Here is a 22,710-nt window from a genome sequence, read left to right on the forward strand (position 1 = left end):
ACGCTCCGGGACCGCACGATCGTGTCAAGACTTGATCGTGATGTGCTTTTCGGCCGGCTTGGCCTCGGCGACCGGCACCGTCACCGTCAAAATGCCCTTCTCGTAGCTGGCCTTGATGTCGTCTTCGTTGGCGCCCGCCGGCAGCGACACCGTGCGTTCGAACGACCCGTAGGCGAACTCGGACCGTCCCTTGAATTCCTTTTTTTCGCTGCGCTCCGCTTTGATCGTCAGCAGGCCGTCGTGCACCGTGATGTCGACGTCCTTGGCGGGATCGATGCCGGGAAGCTCGGCGCGGACTTCATAGCAGCCGTCCTTCATTTCGTCTTCCAGCCGCATCATCCGGGTCTCAAAAAACGGGTGGATTTCCGCTAACGGCGGGAAACCGGCAAACCATTCGGACAGCTCCGGAAAAAGTCCACGGCGCCGACGCCGGACGGGAAGGGTCGTCATGATGCCTCCTTGGGTCTCGGGTGAAAGGACAACTCGATCCGACCAGCCGAGGAAGCCGCGCGGTAGGGACCGAAGTCCCTGGATTGAAGGGCCGTTCGTCGGCGCAACCTCTCCCCCACGAACCCCGGCGGACCCCGCGGACCAATGCCCCACAGACACGGGACTTCGGTCCCTACTGCCCCCATCCCGGCGCATCCACGATGGAAGTCGATCTCAGGTATTTCAGCAAGGATCGCCCATGACCTACGGTTCCGCACACCGACCACCTGTGCAAGCGTCCGAAACGCCGGCCGATAGCCAGGCCGTCGTGCCGGGTGATCCCTACATCACCACGGGGGACACGAAGCGGCAGAGCATTATTCGCGAGGTACAACTGTTCGTCGGTGCGATGGCCGTGGCGGTGATTTGCGGGATTATCGGGGCGACCGCCGTCCTGGTCACCGATCCCTTCGGCGGTAAACACGCTACCGGCGCTACCGGCGGGGCGTCGGCCGGTGCGCCCACCGGCGATCCGTCACATCCCTCCCTGGAAAGCGCTGCCGCCAAGGCGGTGCCCAGCGTCGCCAAGCTGGAGGCGACAGCGGGTCCGCTGTCCGAAACGGGCTCGGGCATCGTATTGACCCCCGAGGGGCTGATCCTGACCAGCAGTCAAGTCGTGTCCGCTCTCGGCGGCGCGCCCAGAGCCACCACCCCCCCGAAGACCGTCGCCACTTTCGCCGACGGTCGCACCGCGCCGTTTCATGTGGTGGGCACGGACCTGGCCACCGACGTGGCGGTGGTGCGCGCGGACGGCATTTCCGGGCTCACCCCGATCACCTTTGGTCACTCGGCCACGCTTCGGGTGGGTGAGAGCGTGGTCGCGGTCGGCTCCCCACTGGGTCTGGAGAGCACCGTCACCACCGGGGTCATCAGCGCGCTGCACCGCCCGGTACCCACACTCACCGACGCCAGTGGCCACCTGACCGTGCTCGACGCCATTCAAACCGATGCCGCGATGAACCCCGGCAGCGTGGGCGGGGCGTTGATCGACGCCAGCGGCAACCTCATCGGCGTCAACTCGGTTATCGTGACCGGCGGGAACCCCCTTTTCGGGCCAGGCGGTTCGATCGGGCTCGGTTTCGCCATCCCGGTGGATCAGGCCAGGCGCATCGCGGACCAGTTGATCGCGACCGGTACGGCCACACATGCCTATCTGGGTGTACGGTTAGCCACCAACAACGACACCAACAACGACACCCGCGGCGCCGTGATCATCGCGGCGCAAAATGGCAGCCCGGCCGAGGCGGCCGGACTGGGTCCGGGCATGGTGGTCACCAGGATGGACGGCCGGGTGATCACGAGCTCCGAGGCCCTGGTTGCGGCGATCCTGTCCAAGGCGCCCGGCAACGCCGTGTCGATCACCTACCTCGACCCGGCGGGGGCCACCCGCACCACCCGGGTCGTTCTGGCGTCGGACCGACCCGCCGGCGACGCCACACCCGGCTTGGTCGGCCCGGTCACCAACCCCTACGCGGACCGTGCGACATCGGTCAAATCCGGTGTCCTGTCGGGCGTCTTGACCAGCCAGCGCAGGTGCTCGACCGGCCCGAGCAGCTCCAGGCGACGCCACAGCACGCTGGTCGGCAGCGCCTGACTGGCGTGCCGGCACACCGCTTGACACTGCCGGCGCCGGTCCACCGGAACGATCAGGTCGATATCGGCGGGCCGATGGCCGACGAACGCGGTCGCGTATTCGCTATTCAGGGCGTCGGCGACGGCGGCGGGCAGCGTCCAGGCCAGCACCGGCAAACCAACCTCCGCCGCCGCGGCCCGGGCCGCAGCGGTCGCCTGCCGGTGGTCGGGGTGACCGGTGACGCCGGTCGGGTCGAACACCAGCAGCCCCTGCGCACCAAACCGCCGAGCACACCCGGCAACCAAAGCCGCCAACTCCTCGACGCTTACCTCGGCGAGGTGCCCATCCGGATAGTCCAACAGCTCCACCGCCGACACACCAAGCACCTCGGCGGCCGCTGCCAGCTCAGCGGCGCGGATGCGGGACAGCTCTCCGGTGACCCCGCGCAGTGTCGATGCCTCACCGCGGGTCAGGCACACCACCGCCACCTGCGCGCCCCGTTCGGCAAACCCCGACACGATGGCGCCCAGGCCGAACGACTCGTCATCGGGATGGGCGACCACGGCGAGGACCGCTCGCCATCCGGGAAGCTGGCCGCCGGTCATCGACGCGGGCATCCAAGCCGCCCGGTGCGCTAGTGCGCCCGGATGGCGGATTCCACCTCGTCGGCCGGAAGCTTTTTGGTACAGAAGAACCAGTCTTGGCATTCGGTGCCCTCACCGGGTTCTTCCATGCGCTGCTGCGCAGCACCGGGGGAGCCGGGCGTGGGCAGGATGACCGGGTCACCGGGCCGCCAGTCCGCTGGTGTCGCGACACCGAAATGATCGGTGGTCTGCAGGGCCTTGACGACGCGCAGCAACTCGTCGAAGTTGCGGCCCAGGATCAGGGGATAGTAGATGATCGCGCGGATGATGCCCTTCGGGTCGATGACGAAGACCGCCCGCACCGCCTTGGTGGAATCCTCGCCGGGCATGATCATCCCGTATTTGCGGGCGACCTCCATCGAGACGTCGGCGATCACCGGGAAGTTGACCTCGACGTTTTTGAGGTCACGGAAAGCGATTTTCTCCTTGATCGTGCGCAGCCACGCGATGTGGCTGTCCAACCCGTCGACCGAGAGCCCCAGAAGCTCGGTGTTGTAGGCCGCGAACTGTTGCCGCATCGAGGCGAAGGTCACAAACTCGGTCGTGCACACGGGCGTGAAATCGGCTGGGTGGGAGAAAAAAATCACCCATTTGCCCTGATAGTCGGCGGGGAAGTGGATCTCTCCTTCGGTGGTGACGGCGGTGAACGCGGGCGCGGGATCGCCAATGCGCGGCATCGGTGTTGCGACTGCGGGTGCCTCTTCGGTAGTGGTCATCGTGGCTCCTTCCGTGATCCTCGACAGTCTATACCCCTACGGGTATAGCATGGTGTACGTGCAACGGACGGGTTATGGCATTCCCGTACCGTCAGCATGCCCATTACCTCCGGTCGGTGTTAAGGGCCGATTGTCCTCGATCGCCTCGGGTCGCCCTTCCCCGACGGTCACACCACCTTCTCGCCGGCTTCTCCCCCGGTCCTGGGCCGGCCACACGACGATACTGTTAGCGCCATGGTTGTATTCGCCCGCGGACACCGCGGCGCGGTTCCCGGCGGTTAAGGCGCCATGACGACGATCAGCGTGACGGCACCACTGTGGATCGGTGTCCCCATCGGAATGTGCATGGGCGCCGTCGGACAGATCTGGGGAATCGGCAATCCCGAGACGCTGATCCGGCTGGCGCGGTGGCGGGATCGCCTCTTGGTCGGCTGTCTCGCTATCACCTGCGCAGTCGGTGCCGTAGCGCTATACGGCCTGTACGCGCTGGGGTTCTCCATGCATTTTGCGCCAAAACCGATGTACGTCTTCGGTATTTCGATCGGCGGCTTTCTTTTCGGAGCCGGGATAGCCATTTCCGGCTACCTTCCCGGCTCTGAATTAATGGCTCTCGGTGAAGGCCGGCAAGATGCGCTTTACGCATTTCCCGGCGGTCTGCTTGGCGCGGCGGCGTGGACATTAGTGTATTCGACACCGGTCGGCCAATGGCTGGTGCACGCCGCTGACTACGGCGATCTTATCGCCTCGGGACCAATACAGCACATCCGTCCGGTGTTCACATTCCTCATTGCCGTCGTCTATGCTGCGGCGCTTCTTGTCGGCGCGGCACTGCTGCCGCGCTACGCCCGCGGCAGTAGTTGTGTGGTTCGCGCGATCCGCGGTCGGAGCGATCCGAACGAGGAGGCTTGGATGTCCGACACGGTGGCCTACTTGACCGAAGGGGGCTTAGATCAGTCCACGTCGACGAGGTTTCACACCTTGGTTGTCACCGACGTGCCCACCGGCAACTTTTACTCACGGATAAAACTGGGAACGAGTGTGGTCCTCGGCCTAGTGGTGGTGTTCGCGATTTTTCTGCACCAGATTTTTGGTGAATCGACCACGTACTCCTGGTTCGCCGGACACCTGCTGCTGCCGAACTTCGATTACACCAAATTAGTGATCCAAACGGTCGGATGGGAGCCGTTTGCGGATATCGGAACCCTGCTTGGTGCACTAATCACGGCGGTGTTCGTCAGCCGCTATTTTCAAGGCTTCAGGCTGGTGATCCCGCCGTCGTGGCGCAACAGGTTCGGCAGGGAACCGTGGAAGCGGGCAATTGGCAGCTTCGGCGGCTTTTTCATCCTGATGTTTGGCGCGCGGATGGCCGGTGGATGTGCCAGCGGGCATATGCTTAGCGGTGGCGTTCAGATGGCGGCAAGCGGCTGGTTGTTCACCGTTGCCGTGTTTATCGGCATGACCGCGACGGCTCGAGTCATCTACCGTAAGGCGAGCGAAAAGGTATCGGGATGAAAGCAACTGAGAAGCGGTTGCTGGTTGTGGTGGTGTGCGGTGCGGTAGCGACGTGTCTGGTCGCCGCATTGGTGACCCGCAACGGATCGTCGGGCCCGCTGACATTGGCCCAGGTGCTGAGCACGGCGATCATTCCGCTGATCCTGCTCGCCTTGGCGACGAGGTTCTGCGCACCGAAGCGGGTATCTGAGTCGGGCCGGCCGAGAAAGCACACACGAACCGGTAGCTAAGCCGAAAAGACCGGTAGCCGAACCGAAAAGGAGGGTCACCATGCAAGACCAGCAGCAAGACCAAGAGCAAGAGTCGCTCCCTGTCGAGCGCGGGGCGTTCGGGATGCCGAAACCGCAGGGATGGACGCTCGAGCGGATCGAGCACCTGATGGCCGGGGCGGTGGTGCTCACCACCTTGACGTTGGGGCGTAAGTATTCCAGCCGCTGGCGGCTGATGACGGCGTTCGTCGGCGCGAATTTGCTGCTCGACGCCGCGGTGGGCTGGTGTCCCACGGGCGTCGTGCTGCATCGTCTCGGGGTCCCCACCGCAGCCGAACGCGCCCAAAGCCGTGCCCGGTGAGTTGAGCGGCGACGCCGACAACGCCCTGCTCCCGAACCGGTGAGCCCAGCGGCTGCCCCGGATCTGGCGTTGAGCACCGGGGGCATCGCCGCGTCGGGCCCGTTGGGGTTTGTGATCGGCCTCTCGCTGGGCGCCCTGGGCGGCGGTGGATCCATCCTGGCGGTGCCGGCCCTGGTCTACGGGGTAGGTGAGACGGCCCACGCGGCGACCACCACCTCGCTGGTGGCGGTGGGAGCCACGGCACTGGTCGGCATGGTGGGCCACGTGCGCGCCGGTTCGGTGCGGTTCGCCTCCGGGCTGACCTTCGGAGCAGTCGGCATCGGCGGCGCGTCGCTGGGTTCCCTGCTCAGCCGAGCGGTCCCCAACCATGTGCTGCTGCTGGTGTTTTCCGTACTGATCCTGGCGGCAGCGTGGCGCATGCATTGCCGATACTCCGAAACGGCGTGCCACATTAAGCAATTGGCAACGTCCGTTTCGAGGGGTGACGGGGATCGAACGGTGAAAGAAGCTATCGGCCCCGGCTCGGTGGCCACGGCGTCCGCTCCCCCGGATACGGCGTCCGCTCCCCCGGATACGGCTTCCGCTTCCCCGGATACGGCCTCGGTACCCGACCCTGGCCGTCGTAAGCGAACGGCGCCGGCGACGGCCTGGCGGGTGGTGCTCGCCGGCAGCGTCGTGGGTTTTCTCACCGGCTTCTTTGGGGTGGGCGGCGGTTTCGTGATCGTGCCGGCATTGGTCCTGGCTCTGGACTACGAGATGCCCGTCGCGGTGGGGACCTCACTGCTGGTGATCGCCATCAGCTCCGCGGAAGCACTGGTCTTCCGCCTTCAGGGCGGTGGAATCGACTGGCCGGTGGCCGTCCCTTTCACCGTGGCGGGATTCATCGGGGTGATTCTCGGGGACGCGATGGCCAACCGGGTCCCGGCCGCCCGGCTCACCCGGTGGTTCGTGTGGCTTCTGGTTGTTGTCGCCGCATACACGGCCGCCCATTCACTGCTGGCGATGTGGAACGACACGCCCGCCGCTGGGTAGCGGGCACGGCGCGGGCCGATTCGGGTGACCCCGAAAGAAAGGCCGAATGACCCTGCCCGGGGCGGCAAATCCCATGTCAGGATCGAGCGGTGACAGTGACATCGAACCCGGTGGATGTGGCGATCATCGGCGCCGGAGGGGCCGGCTACCCCGCGGCGTTTCGCCTCGCCGCCGCCGGTCGCTCCGGGCTGATGGCCGACCCGATCGGCAACCTCGGCGGCGATTGCCTGGCCGAGGGCTGCGTGCCATCCAAAGCCGTGCGGGAAACGGCGCTCAGCTATCAGCGTGCCCGCTCGGGTCCCCTGGCCGCCATCACCGGCCCGTCGGCGCCCGACCCGCTCGACGCCCCGTCCCGGTGGCGCAGCATCCTCAGACACAAGGACGCCGTCCAGCAGGCGCGCTACGACCAACACCGCAAAGAACTCGACTCCTCCACGGTGCAATTCGTATCCGGGCGAGCCCGCGTGGTGGGGGAAAACGAACTCGAGGTGGAAAGCGACGGCGGGAGGGTCCAGCGGGTCGGCTTTCACAGCCTGATCATCGCCACCGGCTCGGCCCCAAGCCGGCTGCCCATTCCCGGAGCGGAACTCGCCGTGACCTCCCACGAGCTGTTCCGTCTCGGCGCAGACCTGGGGTTTCCGCAGCGCCCGGTCATCATCGGCGGCGGCTACATCGGGGTCGAGACGGCCACCATCCTGGCCCACCTGGGGGCCGCCCCCGTCGTCCTCGAACTCACCGAGCAGCTGCTGCCGGGCTTTGACCGGGATCTGGCCGACTTCCTGGCGCGTTCGCTGCGCGGACGGGTTGCGCTGCAGCTCGGTGCGGCCGTCACCGGAATCGAACGGTCGGGCACCGACCTGCTAGTGCGCTACCGTCGCCACGCCGATCAGGAGGGCACCGAGTGCTCGGTCGCCGGCGACCTGGTGATCATGGCAACCGGCCGGGTCCCGGTGCTGCCCGACGGCATCGAACATCTGGAGGTGCAGCTCGATCGCCACCGCAGCCCGGTAGTCGATGCGACGTTGCGCACCACCAACCCGTCGGTGTGGGCGCCGGGCGATGTCAACGGCAAAAGCATGCTGTTTCACTCCGCGGTGCGCCAGAGCATCGTCGTCGCGCACAACATCTTGGCCGGTGGCGCCAGCGCGGACCGGATGGAGTTCACCGCGGTGCCCTTCACCGTGTTCACCGATCCCGAACTGGCCAGCGTGGGGCTCACCGAGGCGAAGGCCGTCGAGCTGCATGGTGACGTGGCCGTCGGCAGCTACGACTACGCCGTTGACGCTCGCGCCCAGATCCTCGGGGAGACCACCGGGTATCTGAAGCTCGTGTGCGACGCCCATAGTGCACGTCTGCTCGGCGCCCAGATCGCTGGCGTCGACGCGGCGCAGCTGGTGGCGCCCCTGGCGCTCGCGCTCAACGAAGGGCTCAACGCCCGCGCCCTGGCCGAGGTGGCATTTCCCCACCCGATGATCTCTGAAGGCATCAACGTGGCGGCACGCCGAATCCTCGTCTAACGTTCCCGGCCGCCGGGGCCGCAGTGTTATGAAAAAGCCATGATGCGTCCGCTCGAGGGCCTGGCCCAGCGGAACCGCAGGCGCAAGGTGCGGGCGTAATGTCGACGCACTTGGCTTTGCTTCTACCGGTGCTGCCGCTAGTAGCTGCCGTGGCGGGGTGGGCCGCCGAACGAAGCGGGATCCCCTACCCGGTGCTGCTGGTGGCCGCCGGGGCGCTTTTGGGTCAGTTGCCGGCAATCGGTAGGCCCGAGCTATCGCCTCAAGTCATGTTCTTTGTGTTCCTGCCGCCGCTGCTCTACTACGCGGCCTTCTTCAGCGCTCCGAAGGATCTCCGGGCCAACGCCAAACCGATCGGGCTGCTGGCGGTGGGGTTGGTCCTGGCCACTATGGCTGCGGTCGCGGGGGTGATGGTGGGAGTCGCGGGGGTGCCGTGGCAGGTGGCCGCGGTCGCGGGGGCGGTGGTGGCACCGACCGATGCGCTGGCGGCTACCTCGGTGTTCCGCCGATTAAATGTGCCCGAGCGGCTGGTGACGATCGTCGAAGGTGAGGGCCTGGTCAACGACGGCAGCGCCCTCGTGCTCTACGTGAGCGCGGTGACCGCGGTGGTGATCGGCACACTGGGGCCGGGTGAGATAGCGCTGGCGCTGCTGGCGGCACCAGCGGGCGGGGCGCTGCTGGGCTTTGCCATCGCCTGGGTGTTGGTTTGGGCACGGCAGCGCATCGACCAACCGCTGGTGGAGATCACCCTGTCGCTGTCTACCCCTTACCTGACCTATGTGATGGCACAGATCGCCGGGCTGTCCGGGATTCTGGCCACGGTGGTCGCCGGGGTATATGTGGGATCGCGCAGCAGGGTGATCTACACCGCGGGCGGGCGGCTGCAGGCGTTCGCTTTCCTGGATGTGTTGGTGTTTTTGCTCAACGGGGTGCTGTTCACCCTTTTAGGCATGCAGCTGGTCCGCGTGGTGCACCGGATTCCGGACATGGCCGCCGCAACGGTGGCGGCCGTGATGGCGGCCGTGGTCGCCGTGGTGGTGGGATTGCGGATGGCCTGGATGCTGTTCGGGCCGGCCGTGACCAGGTTGCTGGGCCGCACGGGACCGCCGCCCGGATGGAAAGAGCGGGTCGTCATCGGCTGGGCCGGGATGCGTGGCGGGGTATCGCTGGCCGCGGCCCTGGCCGTGCCGCTGAGCCGTGCGGACGGCTCGCCGTTTCCGCATCGCGACCTGCTGATCATGATCGCCGCCGCGGTAATCGTCGCCACGTTGATGCTGCAGGGCACGACGCTGCCGTGGCTGCTGCGCCACCTGAGCATCGGGAACGAGGACTTGCGCAGCCAGCAGCGGCTGGCCCGGCTGCAGGCGGCGCGCAGCGCCCTGGCCTGGCTGGACGACTACGCCGCCACCGAGCCCGCCGATGACGCGGTCGAGTCGCTGCGTGCGCTCTACGCGGCCCGGGTGCGACGCCTGGAGCTCGCCAACCGGGATCAGCCGAGCCGGGTCGCCGACGGGGCCGACGAGCTGCAGCGATACCGGGAGTTGCAGCTTCAGGTGCTGGGTGTGGAGCGTTCCACCGTGATTGAGTTGCGCCGGCAGGGACGCATCAGTGCGACGGTGCTCCGCGCCATCGAACGCATTCTTGACTTGGAGGAAGCCCGACTCCGGGGCTGATGAGCCCAAGGTCCCCGTTCCCCCAGACGGGCCGTCGGACTTACTCGCCGGGAAAGTGATCCATGAGCAGATGGGTGGCCGGCACCCCGAAAGCCGGGGGTTTGCCGCCGGTGCGAAAGTACATCTCCTTGAAGGCGAGCTTCATCGCGTAGGGCGCGTGACCCATCTTGAACACGCTGGTTTGACCGCCGTACCAGGTGTCGGAGTGAATATAAAAGCCCTGGTAGCCCCCGATATCGCCGAAACAGAGGATTTCGGGCTGATATTCGGGACCGGCGCCGTCGTGGCTCAACGCCCCGACGGCGATCGCGATCTGGCGGGCCGAGGCGCGCCGCCCGTTTCCGGCCCGCTTGGGCCCGAAGGGCGCGCTGCTCTACAAGCTGATCACCACCACCGACCACAAGACGATCGGCATCATGTACGTGGTCGCGTGCATGAGTTTTTTCTTTGTGGCCGGTCTGATGGCCCTGCTGATGCGCAGCGAACTGGCCGCGCCGGGGCTGCAGTTTTTATCCAACGAGCTATACAACCAGCTGTTCACCATGCACGGCACCATCATGCTGCTGCTATATGCCACCCCGATCGTGTTCGGCTTCGCCAACCTGGTGCTGCCCCTGCAGATCGGGGCACCGGACGTCGCGTTTCCCCGACTGAATGCGCTGTCGTTCTGGTTGTTTTTGTTCGGCGCTTTGATCGTGCTCGCGGGGTTCATCACCCCCGGCGGGGCCGCCGACTTCGGCTGGACCGCCTACACCCCGCTGTCCGATGCCGTCCATAACCCGGGCGCTGGATCAGATTTGTGGATCATGGGTCTGATCGTGGCCGGATTGGGCACCATTTTGGGTGCGGTCAACATGATCACCACGGCGGTGTGCCTGCGCGCGCCCGGGATGACGATGTTTCGGATGCCCGTTTTCACCTGAGACATCCTGGTGACTTCCATCATCGTGCTGATGGTCTTTCCGGTGCTGACTGTCAGCGGTCACGTAATTCCCCAGTTCTGAGGGGTTGTCCGTCACGGAATTCCCCACCCCGGCTGTCAGGTAATTCCTCACCCTGGGCGGCGTGTCTGCCGGCTGTGGGCCTCGCACACATGTTCGCTCTGAATCCGTCGGAGTCCGGCGGACGAAAGGGCGCTGATGGCGAGGAGAGGTATCGAGATGTTCGATCTGATCGAGCTGTACATGCATTGGCAGGCGGGCCGCTCGCAGGTGCAGTAGTGGCAGTCGCTGGGGATGGATCGCAAGACGATCCGCAAATATCTGGCGCCGGCGGAAGCGGAGGGTATCGAGCCGGGCGGAAAACCACTGACCGCCGAGCAGTGGGCAGAGCGAATCGCGCAATGGTTTCCCGGACTGGATGATCCAGGTGCCCGGGCATCGACGTGGCCGCTGATCGAGCCGCATCGGGACCGGATTAAGGGCTGGTTGGACGCCGATGTCACGGTGGCTACGATCGCGCAGCGGTTGCGCGACGACCACGAGGTCGCGGTGTCGGAGTCGTCGGTGCGGCGGTGGGTGGCAACGCATTTCGCTGAGGAGGTGGCCCGAGCGCGGGTGAGTGTGCCGCGCGGCGAGGTGGCCCCGGGCAGTAAGGCGCAGATCGACTACGGCAGGTTGGGGATGTGGCTGAACCCGGCCACCGCGCGCCGGGTCGCGGTGTGGGCGTTCGTGATGGTGCTGGCATGCTCGCGGCACTTGTTCGTGCGGCCCGTCATTCGGATGGACCAAAAAACTTGGTGCGCTTGCCATGTCGAGGCATTCGAGTTCTTCAATGGTTATGTGGGTGTTGATCCCACTGTACGAGCCGAAACGGCGCGAGAATGGGCGCAACCCGAGACGGGGAGCGCCGATGTTGTGGACACCGTGTCTGGTGCGATCATCGGGTCCGGATGGTGAGGTCCGGGCCAGTCTCGGCGATGCGCTGGTCGATGACTATCTGAGGTTCGTTGCGGCGCGGTCGCGACCGAACACGGTGCTGGCGACGGCCTACGACCTGAAGGTGTTCTTCTCGGTGGTCGGCAAGGAGCCGGCTCGGGTGTCAACGACGGATGTGATGGGGTTCCTTGTTGCGCAGCGGGCGCCGCGTCGGGGCGCCGGTGTGGTGCGACTCGAAGACGGCGAGTCGGGGTTGTCGGCGCGCACGCTTAAGCGCCGATTGGCAAGTGTGTCAGGTCTGTTCGCCTATCTATTGGCCCGTGATGATGTCGATCTGCGGCGCAATCCGGTGCCACGCGGTGTGGGCACCCGGCGCCCGCTGGCCTCGGGGGCGCGTGGGGTGCCGCTGATCCGCACGCCGCGAACGCTGCCGAAGGTGCTCTCCCCGGTCGAGGTGGACTCGCTGCTGGGGGTGCTGCGCACGCATCGCGACCGCGCCATCGTGTTGGCGATGCTGCTGGGCGGGCTGCGTCGCTGCGAGGTGCTCGGGCTGCGCATGTCGGACGTGCATGCCGGGGAGCGGCGGCTGTTCATCGCTGAGGGCAAGGGCGGTCATCAGCGGATCGTGCCGGTGGCGAACCGGTTCTTCGTGAGCCTTGCCGACTACTGCGAGCACGAACGGCCGGCCACCGACACAGAACGGGTGTTCGTGGTGCTGCGCGGGCCGACCCGAGGTCGTGCCCTATCTGCGGCCGGGATGGATCAGGTGCTCGACGGGGCGCGGCAGCGGGCGGGACTGGACCATGCGACCTGTCATCAGCTGCGTCACACTTGCCTGACCCGGCTGCGGGAGGCGGGGATGGCGGTGGAGGCGGTGCAGGCTCAGGCCGGGCACCGCTCGATCGAGTCGACCCGCGTCTATCTGCACCTGGCCAATGGGTGGCTGGCCGAGGAGTACGCCCGCGCGGTAAACGCGATCGAAGATGACATCGCCGATCAGGCCGAGGACGGTGCAAGCTGATGACCGCCTACCGACTCGTTGGCGAGGCGTTGGATCTGGTCAGCGCCTACGAGAATGACCTGTGGGACATCGGCCAGGTGCCAGAGCGAACGGTGTTATGGGGCGCTCGGTGGTTTTTGGTGCATATCGGCGAACCACGAGCTTTCGCCGAGCTGCCCTTAGAAGAGCAGCTCGCCGTCCACAACGCGGTGCATCGGTTCATCGCGTGGCTCATCGCGACTCGGCGGCTGCAACCGAGCGCGGACTACCTGGTGGTCCGCCGACCCCGGCTGGGTATCAGCTTGTCGCGGCACTGGCCGGTGTTCCATGCCCTGTTCATCAACACCGCCGCAACGCTTAAGTTTCCGATCAAGACCGCACAAGCGCAGTGGGCCGCGCTGGCCCAGATCTGCGCCTTGACCGGACTGGCGCCAGAATGGCTGACCCACGCTGACATCGACAGGGCACGCGGCCAATTACTGGCCGCCGCAGACCGTTACGGACACCACTCGCACCGCGCCTTATCCACCGCGATCTTCGGTCTGGAAGCGACCCTGTTCCACGCCGGGGTGATCGACGAACTACCCCGTAAACGAGTCCGCACCAAAGCAGACATCCGCGCTGTACAGTGGGCCGAGGTGCCCGAGCGGATGCGCGCCACAATGCGCACTTACCTCCAGCAGGTGGCGACCACGCTGCGGCCCGGGCGAGTGAAAAACATCGAGGCGACCTTGCGGGAATTTGCCGGATTCGTCGCCGAGCGAGATCCGTCCGCGCGATGCGTCGCCGACTTGGGTCGAACACACGTCGAGGCCTACAAGTGCTGGCTGGCCGGGCGGCCGGGCAAACGCGGCGCACCACTGCATCGGCACACGATCAAGGACCGACTCTGCGCGTTGCGCGGGTTCTTCATCCGGCTGCTGGAATGGGAGATCGACGACGCGCCAGCCAAAGTGCCCGTGCTGGCCTCCGATATGCCGATCCCCGACGAAACTTTGCCCCGGTTCCTCGACGACGCCGCGGCGACCAAGCTGCTGCAAGCCGCCCGAGAGGACAATGACCCGTTCGTGCGGCTCACCGTCGAGTTTCTCGCCCGAACCGGCATGCGTAAGGGCGAGTACTTGGCGCTGACCACCGACGCCGTTGTGCAGATCGGTTCGGCCTACTGGCTGCACGTGCCGCTGGGCAAGCTGCACACCGACCGATACATCCCGCTGCACCCGCAGTTGAAGGAACTGCTCGACGAGTGGCTCGCAAAGCGTCCGGAAGGGTTGCGCAGCAAGCTGATCTTCGTCGAGCAAGGCCGACCGATCCCTATCTCGCGGGTCGATTCCGCTGTCGCTAAAGCAGCCAAAACAGCTGGCATCGGCAGTGTTTCACCACACAGGCTCAGACATACCCTGGCGACCCAGGCGATCAACCGCGGCATGTCGCTAGAGGCGATCGCGGCCCTGCTCGGGCATCGCTCGTTGCATATGACGCTCGTTTAGGCCAAGATCGCCGATCGCACCGTCGCCGACGAGTACTTCGCCGTCTCGGAGAAGGTCGAGGCGCTCTATCAGGCGCCAAAGCAACTACCCGCCGACGCCGAGGGTACCGAGATGCGCAAGCTGCGCGCCGAGATGCATCGACGGATGCTCGGGAACGGCTACTGCGCCCGACCGATCGGGATGGACTGCCACTTCGAATCGATCTGCGAATCCTGCACGTTCTTCCAGACCACTATCGAGTTTCGTCCCACCCTGCAAAAGCAGCGCGACGACGCCGCCGCAAAGGGACAAATGGGCCGTACCAAAGTCTTCGACGGGCTGCTTACCCGACTCGATCAGGACGCCTCATGACGTGCGCGGACCGATCAGGATCTTGACAAACGAGACCCGCATATTAGAGGGGTTCCGGCCCGGCTGGTGTGCGACAACCTGAAGACCGGGGTGGACAGGTCCGACCTGTATGACCCGAAGATCAACCGCACCTACGCCGAGCTGGCCGCCCACTATGACTGCCTGATCGACCCGGCGCGGGCGTTTAAACCCAAGGACAAGCCCAGGGTGGAGCGGCAGATGCCTTATGTGCGCGACTCATGGTGGCGGGGACGCGAGTTCGCCTCGCTGGCCCAGATGCAAAGCGAGGCGGCACGATGGAGCCGGGAGGTGGCGGGGCTACGGCATTGCCGTGCGCTCGGCGGCGGCCAGCCGCTGCGGGTATTCGAGGCACTCGAAGCCGAGGCGTTAAAGCCGGTGCCGGCCAGGGCGTTCGAACTCACCACCTGGTCGATCGGCACCGTCGGGGTGGATGCGCACCTCAAGGTCGGCAAGGCGCTCTACAGCGTGCCGTGGCGGCTGATCGGGCGGCGGTTGCACGCCCGCACCGCCGGCGACATCGTGCAGGTCTTCGCCGACGACGGCCAGGTGGTCGCCACCCATGTGCGCCGCCTGTCCGGGCGGTCCACCGACTTTTCCCATTACCCGCCGGAGAAAATCGCCTTCGCGATGCGTACCCCCACCTGGTGCCGGCACACCGCCGAGCTGGTCGGCCCCGCCTGCGAGGCGGTGATCGCCGAATTCATGCGCGACAACGCGATCCACCACCTGCGTTCGGCGCAAGGAGTGCTCGGGCTGCGCGACAAGTACGGCTGTGAGCGCCTTGAGGCCGCCTGCGCTCGCGCGCTTCAAGTCGGCGACCCGGCGTATCGGACCATCAAGGGCATCCTGGCCGCCGGCACCGAACACGCCGACCAGCCCACCAGCGGCGCCGCGACCACGGCGGGGGCGTTGCTGCACGGTCCCGAGCAGTTCAGCGCCGCCGGCTCCGACGGCATCGTCTGATCCTCTTTCCCCATGCGAACCATCAATCCCCACACAAGACAAACCACATCGAATCAAAGGAGACACCTATGGGTATCTGTGAGCCCGCGCTGCGCAATGCATGACGCACCCTGAAACTGTCGGGAATGCTCGACACTCTCGACGCCCGGCTCGCCCAGACCCGCAACGGCGACTCGGGCCACCTGGAATTCCTGCAAGCATTATGCGAAGACGAGATCGCCCGGCGCGAATCCGCCGCCCTAACAAAGCGATTGCGCCGCGCGAAATTTGAGGCCCAGGCTACCTTCGAAGACTTCGACTTTGCCGCCAACCCGAAGCTGCCCGCCGCGATGCTGCGCGACCTGGCCGCGCTGCGCTGGCTTGACGCCGGCGAGTCGGTCATCCTCTACGGCCCGGTCGGGGTGGGCAAAACCCATGTGGCACAAGCACTTGGGCACGCTGTGGCCCGCCGCGGCGGCGACGTCCGCTTCGCCAAAACCTCCCGCATGCTCTCCGATCTGGCCGGCGGGCACGCCGACCGCAGCTGGGGCCAACGCATCCGCGAATACACCAAACCGCTCGTTTTGATCCTTGACGACTTCGCGATGCGCGAACACACCGCCATGCACGCCGACGACCTCTACGAACTCATCAGCGAGCGCGCGGTCAACGGCAAGCCACTGATCCTCACATCCAACAGAACGCCGAACGACTGGTACGGCCTATTCCCCAACCCCGTCGTCGCTGAATCGCTACTGGACAGGCTCATCAACACCAGCCACCAAATTCTCAGGGACGGACCCAGCTACCGCCCCCGCCAGCGGCCTGGACGCAAGGCCAGCTAGACAACACCACAGCGAACACGGTAAGACCTACCAGGAGGCCCACACCTGGGGAATTCCGTGACGGCGAGCCCTGGGGAATTACGTGACGGTCGACAGCTGACCGCCGCGCTGTTCGCGCTGGCCGCCGACCGGCACCTGGGTGCCCACATCTACGACCCGGCCAACGGCGGCCCGATCCTGTGGCAGCACCTGTTTTGGTTCTTCGGGCATCCCGAGGTCTACATCGTGGCGCTGCCGTTCTTCGGTGTGGTCACCGAGATCCTGCCGGTTTTCAGCCGCAAACCGGTGTTCGGCTACACCACCCTGGTCTATGCCACCCTGGGCATTGCGGGGCTTTCGATTACGGTGTGGGCGCACCATATGTTCGCCACCGGCGCGGTGCTGTTGTCATTCTTCAGCTTCACCTCCTATCTGATCGCGGTGCCCACCGGGATCAAGTTCTTCAACTGGATCGGCACCATGTGGAAGGGCCAGCTGACCTTCGAGACACCGATGCTGTTTTCGGTCGGCTTCCTGGTCACCTTCCTGCTGGGCGGTCTGACCGGGGTGCTGCTGGCCAGCCCGCCGCTGGACTTTCACGTCACCGACAGCTATTTCGTGGTCGCGCACTTTCACTACACCCTGTTCGGCACCATCGTGTTCGCCACCTTCGCCGGGATCTATTTCTGGTTTCCGAAGATGACCGGCCGCCTGCTCGACGAGCGGCTGGGCAAACTGCACTTCTGGTTGACCCTGATCGGCTTTCACACCACGTTTTTGGTGCAGCACTGGCTCGGGGACATGGGCATGCCGCGCCGCTACGCCGACTACCTGCCCAGCGACGGGTTTCAGCCGCTCAACGTCGTCTCCACCACCGGCGCGTTCATCCTGGGGGTCTCGATGCTGCCGTTCGCCTGGAACGTGTTTCGCAGCTGGCGCTACGGCGAAGTCGTCACCGTCGACGACCCGTGGGGGTACGGCAACTCCCTGGAGTGGGCCACCAGCTGCCCGCCGCCGCGGCACAACTTCACCGAGCTCGGCCCGCCCGGCGTTCGAGCTGCACTACCCGCACATGGTGGCGCGGCTGCGCGCCGAGTCACACATCGGCGGACGTCGAAGCCGTGGTAACGCCGAGGCTGTGGAAACCACGAGAAAACCGGAGAACATCCACTCGTGATCAAGGCCGGCGTGCCCTCCCGAGCACCCATCCCCGGATACATTGCCGGAAAGACGATCTCGAGCTGCTGGTGCCCCGTCACGCCTTAGCCGTGGCCACTGAAGATGATCCGCATCATCCGCAGGTTTATGCGCACGAAACGCCAGAACTGGATGATGATGTTCTGACGCATCCGCAGTTTGGCGGTGGTGGGTAAGGGCGCATCGGCAATGCGTTCGGCGGTGCGGATGTTCTCCGGTGAATCGATACTCTCGTCAGCCATGAGAGTGCCTTTCCGTCAGGATCATTCGGGAATCAGCCACCAGAACGGCCTGGCTTTGGCTTTGTAGAGAAACAGGTAATGCAGCATCAGCTTGACCCAGTGCCCGGCCAGACCCAGCTCACCAGATGTGCCGGCGATGTCGCGGCCGGTCTGCGGGTACTTCACCGGATCGGGAACGACCGGGAACATCGTCATCGCCGCGGCCGAGCCGTTGCGCAAACCGGCACCGGCGGAGGCGACGCACGCCGCGCCCATGGTCGCCATGGAGGCGCGATGGGCAGGGGCTTCGGGGTTCTTGGTGATGCGGTCGCGGATGGTCCGGGCGACCGTCTTGGCCATGATGCCCGACGGCATGCCGGTGCGCGGTGGGCTGGGGGTGATGACCGTCCCCTTTGCACTGGTGCGTGGCCGGGAAATCGGGTGCGGGGGCGCGAAGGCGATGCCCGGCGCGAAGATGTTGGGGTAAGCGGGTGACTCGTAGGTGCGCGGCCAGTCGTCGGCGGACCACTCCTCATACGGCTTGCCCGAGTAGTCGGCGTCGACTTTGAGAAAGCCCGACGGCGCGAACAGGCTAGCCGTGATGTCGTTGCCGTCCCTGTCGTAGGCGGCGAGGGGTACTCCGCGAAACGGCGGCAGCAACATGGCGAAGTCGAAATCCAGGATGTGTTCGGAGCCGTCGAGCTGCTCGTAGCGCAGCTTGCCTTCCATCACCTCGTGCACGGCGGCCTGCGTGATGGCTTTGACGCCGCGCTCCCGGAACAGTGACTCGGTCCACAGCCGGCTGGACTGCATGAAGCCCTTCTCGACGAACTTCATGCCGTCAACACCGAAGTCGCCCAGTTCGTATTCGTTGGTGAGATAGATGATCTCGGCCAAATCACGCACCCCGGCCGCACGCAGCGTGTGCTCGACGTTGAAGGTGTACTCGAACGCCGCGCCCTCGCAGGTGCAGGTGCCGTGCCCGATTCCAATGACGAGCCGCTGCCTCTCGCCCGCCTTCAGCTTGGCGATAACGCCTTCAAGCGCCTTGGCCGTCACGGCGGCATGCTCAGCGGTGCACACCGAGTAGGAGTGGCCGTCAGGGCCGAGGCCGGGGGTGGCCGCAAAGTTCAACTGCGGCCCGGTGGCGTTGATGAGATAGTCGTAGGTGAGGTTGGCAGTCTGGCCGCGGCGCGCCGGGTCGGTGTAGGTGAAATCCACCGACGGGGACGATTGCTCGCGCGTGCCCTCGGGGCGGATCGCGGTAGCGAACCCCTGGTGAAAGAGAATGCCCTTACGCTTGTAGATCGGCTTGAGCGGAACCAGCACCTGCGAGGGTTGCATCCGCCCGACACCGACCCAGATATTCGACGGGATCCAGTTCCACTCGGCGTTGGGGGAAACCACCACTACCTCATGGCTGCGAGGCAACCATCGCCGCAGGTGCAGCGCTGCGGTGTGTCCCGCGATCCCGGCGCCCAGGATGACGACTCGTGCCATTGGTGCTCCTCGTTGAGACCAGGCCACAGGGTGATGTGGCTCACTCGTAGTTTATTACCCCTAGGGGTATATACACCAGTAAAAATTTGGGCGCATTCGGCGGACAATCGTCGGCCGGCTCCTAAGCACGCCTCCCGGATGGCGGTCGTGGGCCAAGCCGAGCAGCGCCAGCCCGGTAGGGGATGCGCCGGCAGCGCGCACCCGAGCACATTTATTACGAATGTTGGTGTGCTGCTTAGGCTTTAGTGGCAGCTTTACGTTCAGCGATCTGCGTGCGAACCGCTTCCATGTCGAGGGCCTTGACCTGTCCGATCAGATCGTCGAGCATCGCCGGAGGCATCGCCCCGGGCTGGCTGTAGACCAGAATGCCCTCGCGAAACGCCATAATGGTGGGAATGGATCGGATGCCGGCCGCTGCCGCCAACTCCCGCTCATCTTCGGTGTTGACTTTGGCGTGCACGATGTCTGGGTAATTCTGGGCGGACTGTTCGAAGACCGGACCGAAAGCCCGGCACGGGCCGCACCAAGGTGCCCAGAAGTCGACGAGCACGATCGGGTTCTCCAGGATCGTCGATTCGAAATCGGCGAAGGTGAGGTTTTTGATGGTCATTGCGGATATCCTTTCTTTGCCCGTGTTTCTTTTCCCGTGTGTGTTTTCCCGTGTGCGCTTTTTCGTGGACGGAGGACGAGAACCCCGAGACGGACACGTTTTCGGGCGGCCATCCGGATGGCCGACTCCCCTCAACGGCGTATGAGCTCATGCCGGCGGGCCAGCCATGGCATCGGCGAACTCACAAACCGCGGCGTAAGCCCGAGCGCCGTAGATGGTGGCCGGCCCACCATGCATTTGGAAGGTGACGCCGATGGCCTCGGCGGCTTCCTGCTTGGTCGCCCCCGCACGCACCGCCGCCCGGGCGTGGGAGGCAATGCAGCCGTCGCACCCGGCCACGATGCCGATGGCCAGCGCGATGAGCTCTTTGATCTTCGTGTCTAACGCGCCGGGGGCCTGTGCGGCGTTTTGCATCTCCAGATACCCCCGGTAGACCTCGGGGATCATTTCCCGCAGCGCGCGGTGCTGCGGGGCTAGCTCGTTGAGCACCTCGTGGTAGGGGGTGTGTTGGCTCATAACCCGTACAATACACATACCCGGCGGGGTATATTCCCAATCTCGGGATCCGCACTTCGGGATCCGCCCTTCGGCGGCCGACGGCCGATCCGCGCGACTGGCACGGTGATACCCCTAGGGGTAACATGGGCGGTGAGAATGTGGAGGGACCAATGATCGGTGACCAGGACAGCATGACCGCCGTGCTCAACCGGTTGCGGCGCGCCCAAGGTCAACTCGCCGGGGTGATCGCGATGATCGAGCAGGGCCGCGACTGCAAGGACGTGGTAACTCAACTCGCAGCGGTGTCCCGGGCGCTCGACCGGGCGGGGTTTAAGATCGTCGCATCCAGTCTTCGTGATTGCATCAGCGGCAGCCCCACGGCCGGCGAGTCGTCGCTGACCGAGGCCGAACTGGAAAAGCTGTTCCTTGCCCTGGCCTGAATCGCGGGTGCGCAGACGACAATCGGCAGAGCAGTTCAACAACTCAGGGAGGAGTAGCAATGACGCTGGGCCTTAGCACCAAGCTTTACACCTCGTTCGGTGAGGCGGTCGATCGCGTCACCCGAGCACTGGCCGACCAGGGCTTCGGTGTGCTGACCAAGATCGACGTCAAAGCCACGCTGAAAGAAAAGCTCGGCCAGGACATGGAGGATTACCTGATCCTTGGTGCCTGCAACCCCTCCCTGGCGCATCGTGCGCTGGATGTGGATCGCGAGATCGGCCAGCTGCTACCGTGCAACGTGGTGGTGCGAACCGACCCCGCCGGCCAAAGCGATGCGATCATCGTGGAGGCGATGGACCCGCAAATCATGGTCCAGGTGGCAGGCCAGCCGGAGGGGTTGCAGGAAATCGCCGACCAGGCCGCATCCAAACTGCAGGCGGCGATCAGCGCAGTCGGCCAGCCCGCCCAGACACCATAACCGTCTATCTGTCATAACCCCCTATACGTAGCGAGCGGGCCGCCGTCGCTCAGCTGCGGCCCACCGCGTCGCGAGGACGCACGACAAGCACCGGAACTTCAACGGAATGCGCCACCGCGGAACTCACCGATCCCAGGAGCATGCCGGGGAATCCTCCACGGCCGTGGCTGCCGAGCACCACGAGTTGAGCGTGGCGGGATTCCTCGATGAGCCAGTGGGCCGGTTTGTCACACACCAGCCGCCGGCGCACGGTCACGTCGGGATACTGTTCTTGCCATCCGGCCAGGCGTTCGGCCAAGACCTCGTTGCCTTGGGCTTCGTACTCCCGCCAATCCATCCCGAGGATCGGGAAGACCCCGACATCGCTCCAGGCGTGTAACGCGACAAGGTGCACACCGCGGCGCGACGCCTCGTCGAAAGCCAAGGCGGTGGCCGCTTCCGAGGCGGGCGACCCGTCGATGCCCAACACCACCGGTGCGTGCTCGTCCGCCGCAAGGTCGCCATGGATGACGGCGATCGGGCCGTAGCCGTGGTGCAGCATGCCGTCACTGACCGAGCCCAAGAGAAAACGGCTCAGCGCGCTCAATCCGTGACTCCCGATGACGGTCATCCCGGCCTGCCGGGAGGCGTCGATAAGTGTCGGCACCACGGCCGCATGAGCCACCTCGATGCTCAGCTCGGGCGCATCGGATGCCCCCGCGCCGGCCGACACGGTCCGGCGAGCCTGTTCGATGACGTCGTGGGCGTTTTTCTCCCATGCCTGGGCGATCTGCGCTTGCCTGGATGGCGTGGCCCAGTCCGGGGGCGGGGCAACGACGTGGAGCAGCGTGAGCGGCTCACCGCGCATCAGCGCTTCCCGAGTCGCCCATCGGATGGCGGCGACCGACCCCGCCGAACCGTCGACACCCACCAATATCCCGTACTTCGTTGCCGCCGTGATCTTCGCCTCCCTCACGCGCTACCCATGACGTCAGTCACGCTCGCAGCGTACTGGCGCCGGCCAGGTGCGCGGCCGAGGCGGAAGGCCCGCCTTCATCAGGACTAAAGGCCCCGAAACGACACACCGGAACCGGGGCGCCGGATGGACCTTTGGCCCATCGGGCTGGTGCCGTACTGCCCTACCACGAATACCCGCGGTGTCCGCATCATGAATAGCCGACCGAGACGAAGGGGTAGGCGATGAAAGCCAACGTGGGCGATTGGTTGGTGGTCAAGGGCAGGACCAACGAACAGCCGGAGCACCGCGGGATGATCACCGAGGTGCATGGCGCTGACGGTTCTCCGCCCTACATGGTGCGCTGGCTCGACACCGGGCACGAGGCGCTGGTGTTTCCCGGCCCCGACGCGGTCATTGTCACCCAGGCGGACCAGCAGGCGGCCGACGAGCGGGCGCGGGCCCGATTCGCGTCGACACAGGCAACAATCATGGACGAGGTGCCCGCCCACGACGCTGAATAACTTACCGACGCTCAATAGCGTCATATCGTCGGTATCGTCCGGGCAGGCACCCGTGTTCGTTCGCGAGGGCATCGGTGCC

Annotated in this window: 22 protein-coding genes and 5 pseudogenes; 18 read left to right on the forward strand and 9 right to left on the reverse strand. The window is 65.5% G+C overall.

Annotated features, from left to right (window positions below):
* Window positions 1-24 precede the first annotated feature (24 nt).
* A complete protein-coding gene (locus QJR12_RS13430; RefSeq protein WP_300583450.1) occupies window positions 25-453 on the reverse strand; it encodes an Hsp20/alpha crystallin family protein in 429 nt (142 codons plus the stop codon).
* A 385-nt stretch (window positions 454-838) separates the two neighbouring features.
* On the opposite strand from QJR12_RS13430, the pseudogene QJR12_RS13435 reads away from it, so the two are divergent.
* Window positions 839-1,846 (forward strand): annotated as a pseudogene (locus tag QJR12_RS13435) (trypsin-like peptidase domain-containing protein); the annotation flags it as partial.
* A gap of 110 nt (window positions 1,847-1,956) precedes the next feature.
* Here the strand turns inward: QJR12_RS13435 and QJR12_RS13440 are convergent.
* Window positions 1,957-2,679 carry a PIG-L deacetylase family protein gene (locus tag QJR12_RS13440; protein WP_300583087.1) on the reverse strand — a complete coding sequence of 241 codons (723 nt, stop codon included), beginning with the start codon at window positions 2,677-2,679 and terminating at the stop codon, window positions 1,957-1,959.
* A 17-nt stretch (window positions 2,680-2,696) separates the two neighbouring features.
* Entirely contained in the window at window positions 2,697-3,383 is a 687-nt protein-coding gene (locus tag QJR12_RS13445) for a peroxiredoxin (RefSeq protein ID WP_300583452.1), read from the reverse strand.
* 327 nt (window positions 3,384-3,710) lie between these two features.
* Here QJR12_RS13445 and QJR12_RS13450 point away from each other — a divergent pair, with 327 nt between their 5' ends.
* The 6 genes from QJR12_RS13450 to QJR12_RS13475 all read left to right on the forward strand — a co-directional run bounded on the left by QJR12_RS13450 (window position 3,711) and on the right by QJR12_RS13475 (window position 9,723).
* Window positions 3,711-4,934: a YeeE/YedE thiosulfate transporter family protein gene (locus tag QJR12_RS13450; RefSeq protein ID WP_300583090.1), complete on the forward strand. Its 1,224-nt coding sequence runs from the start codon at window positions 3,711-3,713 to the stop codon at window positions 4,932-4,934.
* A complete protein-coding gene (locus QJR12_RS13455) occupies window positions 4,931-5,164 on the forward strand; it encodes a hypothetical protein (protein WP_300583093.1) in 234 nt (77 codons plus the stop codon). The genes QJR12_RS13450 and QJR12_RS13455 overlap by 4 nt, the downstream gene beginning before the upstream one ends.
* 40 nt (window positions 5,165-5,204) lie before the next feature.
* The gene (locus tag QJR12_RS13460) at window positions 5,205-5,504 is read left to right on the forward strand and encodes a DUF2892 domain-containing protein (protein WP_300583097.1); all 300 of its coding nucleotides are present in this window, start codon (window positions 5,205-5,207) and stop codon (window positions 5,502-5,504) included.
* A 39-nt stretch (window positions 5,505-5,543) separates the two neighbouring features.
* Window positions 5,544-6,536 carry a sulfite exporter TauE/SafE family protein gene (locus tag QJR12_RS13465; RefSeq protein WP_300583099.1) on the forward strand — a complete coding sequence of 331 codons (993 nt, stop codon included), beginning with the start codon at window positions 5,544-5,546 and terminating at the stop codon, window positions 6,534-6,536.
* An 89-nt stretch (window positions 6,537-6,625) separates the two neighbouring features.
* Window positions 6,626-8,053, forward strand: coding sequence for a dihydrolipoyl dehydrogenase (locus QJR12_RS13470; RefSeq protein ID WP_300583101.1), 1,428 nt, complete (start codon window positions 6,626-6,628; stop codon window positions 8,051-8,053).
* 98 nt (window positions 8,054-8,151) lie between these two features.
* Window positions 8,152-9,723, forward strand: coding sequence for a Na+/H+ antiporter (locus QJR12_RS13475; RefSeq protein WP_300583104.1), 1,572 nt, complete (start codon window positions 8,152-8,154; stop codon window positions 9,721-9,723).
* A gap of 40 nt (window positions 9,724-9,763) precedes the next feature.
* Here QJR12_RS13475 and QJR12_RS13480 read toward each other — a convergent pair whose 3' ends face one another.
* Window positions 9,764-10,015 (reverse strand): hypothetical protein, encoded by a 252-nt coding sequence (locus QJR12_RS13480; protein WP_300583107.1) that lies wholly within the window; start codon window positions 10,013-10,015, stop codon window positions 9,764-9,766.
* 13 nt (window positions 10,016-10,028) lie between these two features.
* Here QJR12_RS13480 and QJR12_RS13485 point away from each other — a divergent pair.
* The 8 genes and pseudogenes from QJR12_RS13485 to QJR12_RS13520 all read left to right on the forward strand — a co-directional run.
* Window positions 10,029-10,643, forward strand: a pseudogene (locus QJR12_RS13485) (cbb3-type cytochrome c oxidase subunit I); the annotation flags it as partial.
* Window positions 10,644-10,883: 240 nt separating this feature from the next.
* A pseudogene (locus QJR12_RS13490) lies at window positions 10,884-11,585 on the forward strand (hypothetical protein); the annotation flags it as partial.
* Window positions 11,575-12,621: a tyrosine-type recombinase/integrase gene (locus QJR12_RS13495; protein ID WP_300583109.1), complete on the forward strand. Its 1,047-nt coding sequence runs from the start codon at window positions 11,575-11,577 to the stop codon at window positions 12,619-12,621. The pseudogene QJR12_RS13490 and the gene QJR12_RS13495, both read left to right, overlap by 11 nt.
* Complete coding sequence (locus QJR12_RS13500) at window positions 12,621-14,090, forward strand: site-specific integrase (RefSeq protein WP_300583112.1); 1,470 nt, start codon at window positions 12,621-12,623, stop codon at window positions 14,088-14,090. The genes QJR12_RS13495 and QJR12_RS13500 overlap by 1 nt, the downstream gene beginning before the upstream one ends.
* Window positions 14,091-14,201: 111 nt before the next feature.
* A complete protein-coding gene (locus tag QJR12_RS13505) occupies window positions 14,202-14,441 on the forward strand; it encodes a hypothetical protein (RefSeq protein ID WP_300583115.1) in 240 nt (79 codons plus the stop codon).
* A gap of 48 nt (window positions 14,442-14,489) precedes the next feature.
* Window positions 14,490-15,425 (forward strand): annotated as a pseudogene (locus QJR12_RS13510) (IS21 family transposase); the annotation flags it as partial.
* A gap of 125 nt (window positions 15,426-15,550) precedes the next feature.
* Window positions 15,551-16,249: an IS21-like element helper ATPase IstB gene (istB, locus tag QJR12_RS13515; RefSeq protein ID WP_300583118.1), complete on the forward strand. Its 699-nt coding sequence runs from the start codon at window positions 15,551-15,553 to the stop codon at window positions 16,247-16,249.
* Window positions 16,250-16,345: 96 nt separating this feature from the next.
* Window positions 16,346-17,405, forward strand: a pseudogene (locus QJR12_RS13520) (cbb3-type cytochrome c oxidase subunit I); the annotation flags it as partial.
* 85 nt (window positions 17,406-17,490) lie between these two features.
* Here the strand turns inward: QJR12_RS13520 and QJR12_RS13525 are convergent.
* From QJR12_RS13525 to QJR12_RS13540, 4 genes are all read right to left on the reverse strand, one after another.
* Window positions 17,491-17,667 (reverse strand): hypothetical protein, encoded by a 177-nt coding sequence (locus QJR12_RS13525; RefSeq protein WP_300583120.1) that lies wholly within the window; start codon window positions 17,665-17,667, stop codon window positions 17,491-17,493.
* A 21-nt stretch (window positions 17,668-17,688) separates the two neighbouring features.
* Window positions 17,689-19,146, reverse strand: coding sequence for an FAD-dependent oxidoreductase (locus tag QJR12_RS13530; RefSeq protein WP_300583123.1), 1,458 nt, complete (start codon window positions 19,144-19,146; stop codon window positions 17,689-17,691).
* Window positions 19,147-19,381: 235 nt separating this feature from the next.
* The gene (gene trxA, locus QJR12_RS13535) at window positions 19,382-19,756 is read right to left on the reverse strand and encodes a thioredoxin (protein ID WP_300583126.1); all 375 of its coding nucleotides are present in this window, start codon (window positions 19,754-19,756) and stop codon (window positions 19,382-19,384) included.
* A gap of 147 nt (window positions 19,757-19,903) precedes the next feature.
* Window positions 19,904-20,272 (reverse strand): carboxymuconolactone decarboxylase family protein, encoded by a 369-nt coding sequence (locus tag QJR12_RS13540; RefSeq protein ID WP_300583129.1) that lies wholly within the window; start codon window positions 20,270-20,272, stop codon window positions 19,904-19,906.
* Window positions 20,273-20,424: 152 nt separating this feature from the next.
* Here QJR12_RS13540 and QJR12_RS13545 point away from each other — a divergent pair, with 152 nt between their 5' ends.
* Both QJR12_RS13545 and QJR12_RS13550 read left to right on the forward strand, forming a co-directional pair.
* Entirely contained in the window at window positions 20,425-20,694 is a 270-nt protein-coding gene (locus tag QJR12_RS13545; protein WP_300583132.1) for a metal-sensitive transcriptional regulator, read from the forward strand.
* 59 nt (window positions 20,695-20,753) lie between these two features.
* Window positions 20,754-21,173 (forward strand): DUF302 domain-containing protein, encoded by a 420-nt coding sequence (locus QJR12_RS13550; RefSeq protein ID WP_300583135.1) that lies wholly within the window; start codon window positions 20,754-20,756, stop codon window positions 21,171-21,173.
* A 49-nt stretch (window positions 21,174-21,222) separates the two neighbouring features.
* Here QJR12_RS13550 and QJR12_RS13555 read toward each other — a convergent pair whose 3' ends face one another.
* Window positions 21,223-22,113 carry a universal stress protein gene (locus tag QJR12_RS13555; protein WP_300583454.1) on the reverse strand — a complete coding sequence of 297 codons (891 nt, stop codon included), beginning with the start codon at window positions 22,111-22,113 and terminating at the stop codon, window positions 21,223-21,225.
* A 239-nt stretch (window positions 22,114-22,352) separates the two neighbouring features.
* Between QJR12_RS13555 and QJR12_RS13560 the strand changes: the two genes are divergently transcribed.
* Window positions 22,353-22,631 (forward strand): DUF1918 domain-containing protein, encoded by a 279-nt coding sequence (locus tag QJR12_RS13560; protein WP_300583138.1) that lies wholly within the window; start codon window positions 22,353-22,355, stop codon window positions 22,629-22,631.
* Window positions 22,632-22,710 lie beyond the last annotated feature (79 nt).

This window comes from Mycobacterium sp. (assembly GCF_029961025.1).
In the GTDB taxonomy this organism is placed as follows: domain Bacteria; phylum Actinomycetota; class Actinomycetes; order Mycobacteriales; family Mycobacteriaceae; genus Mycobacterium.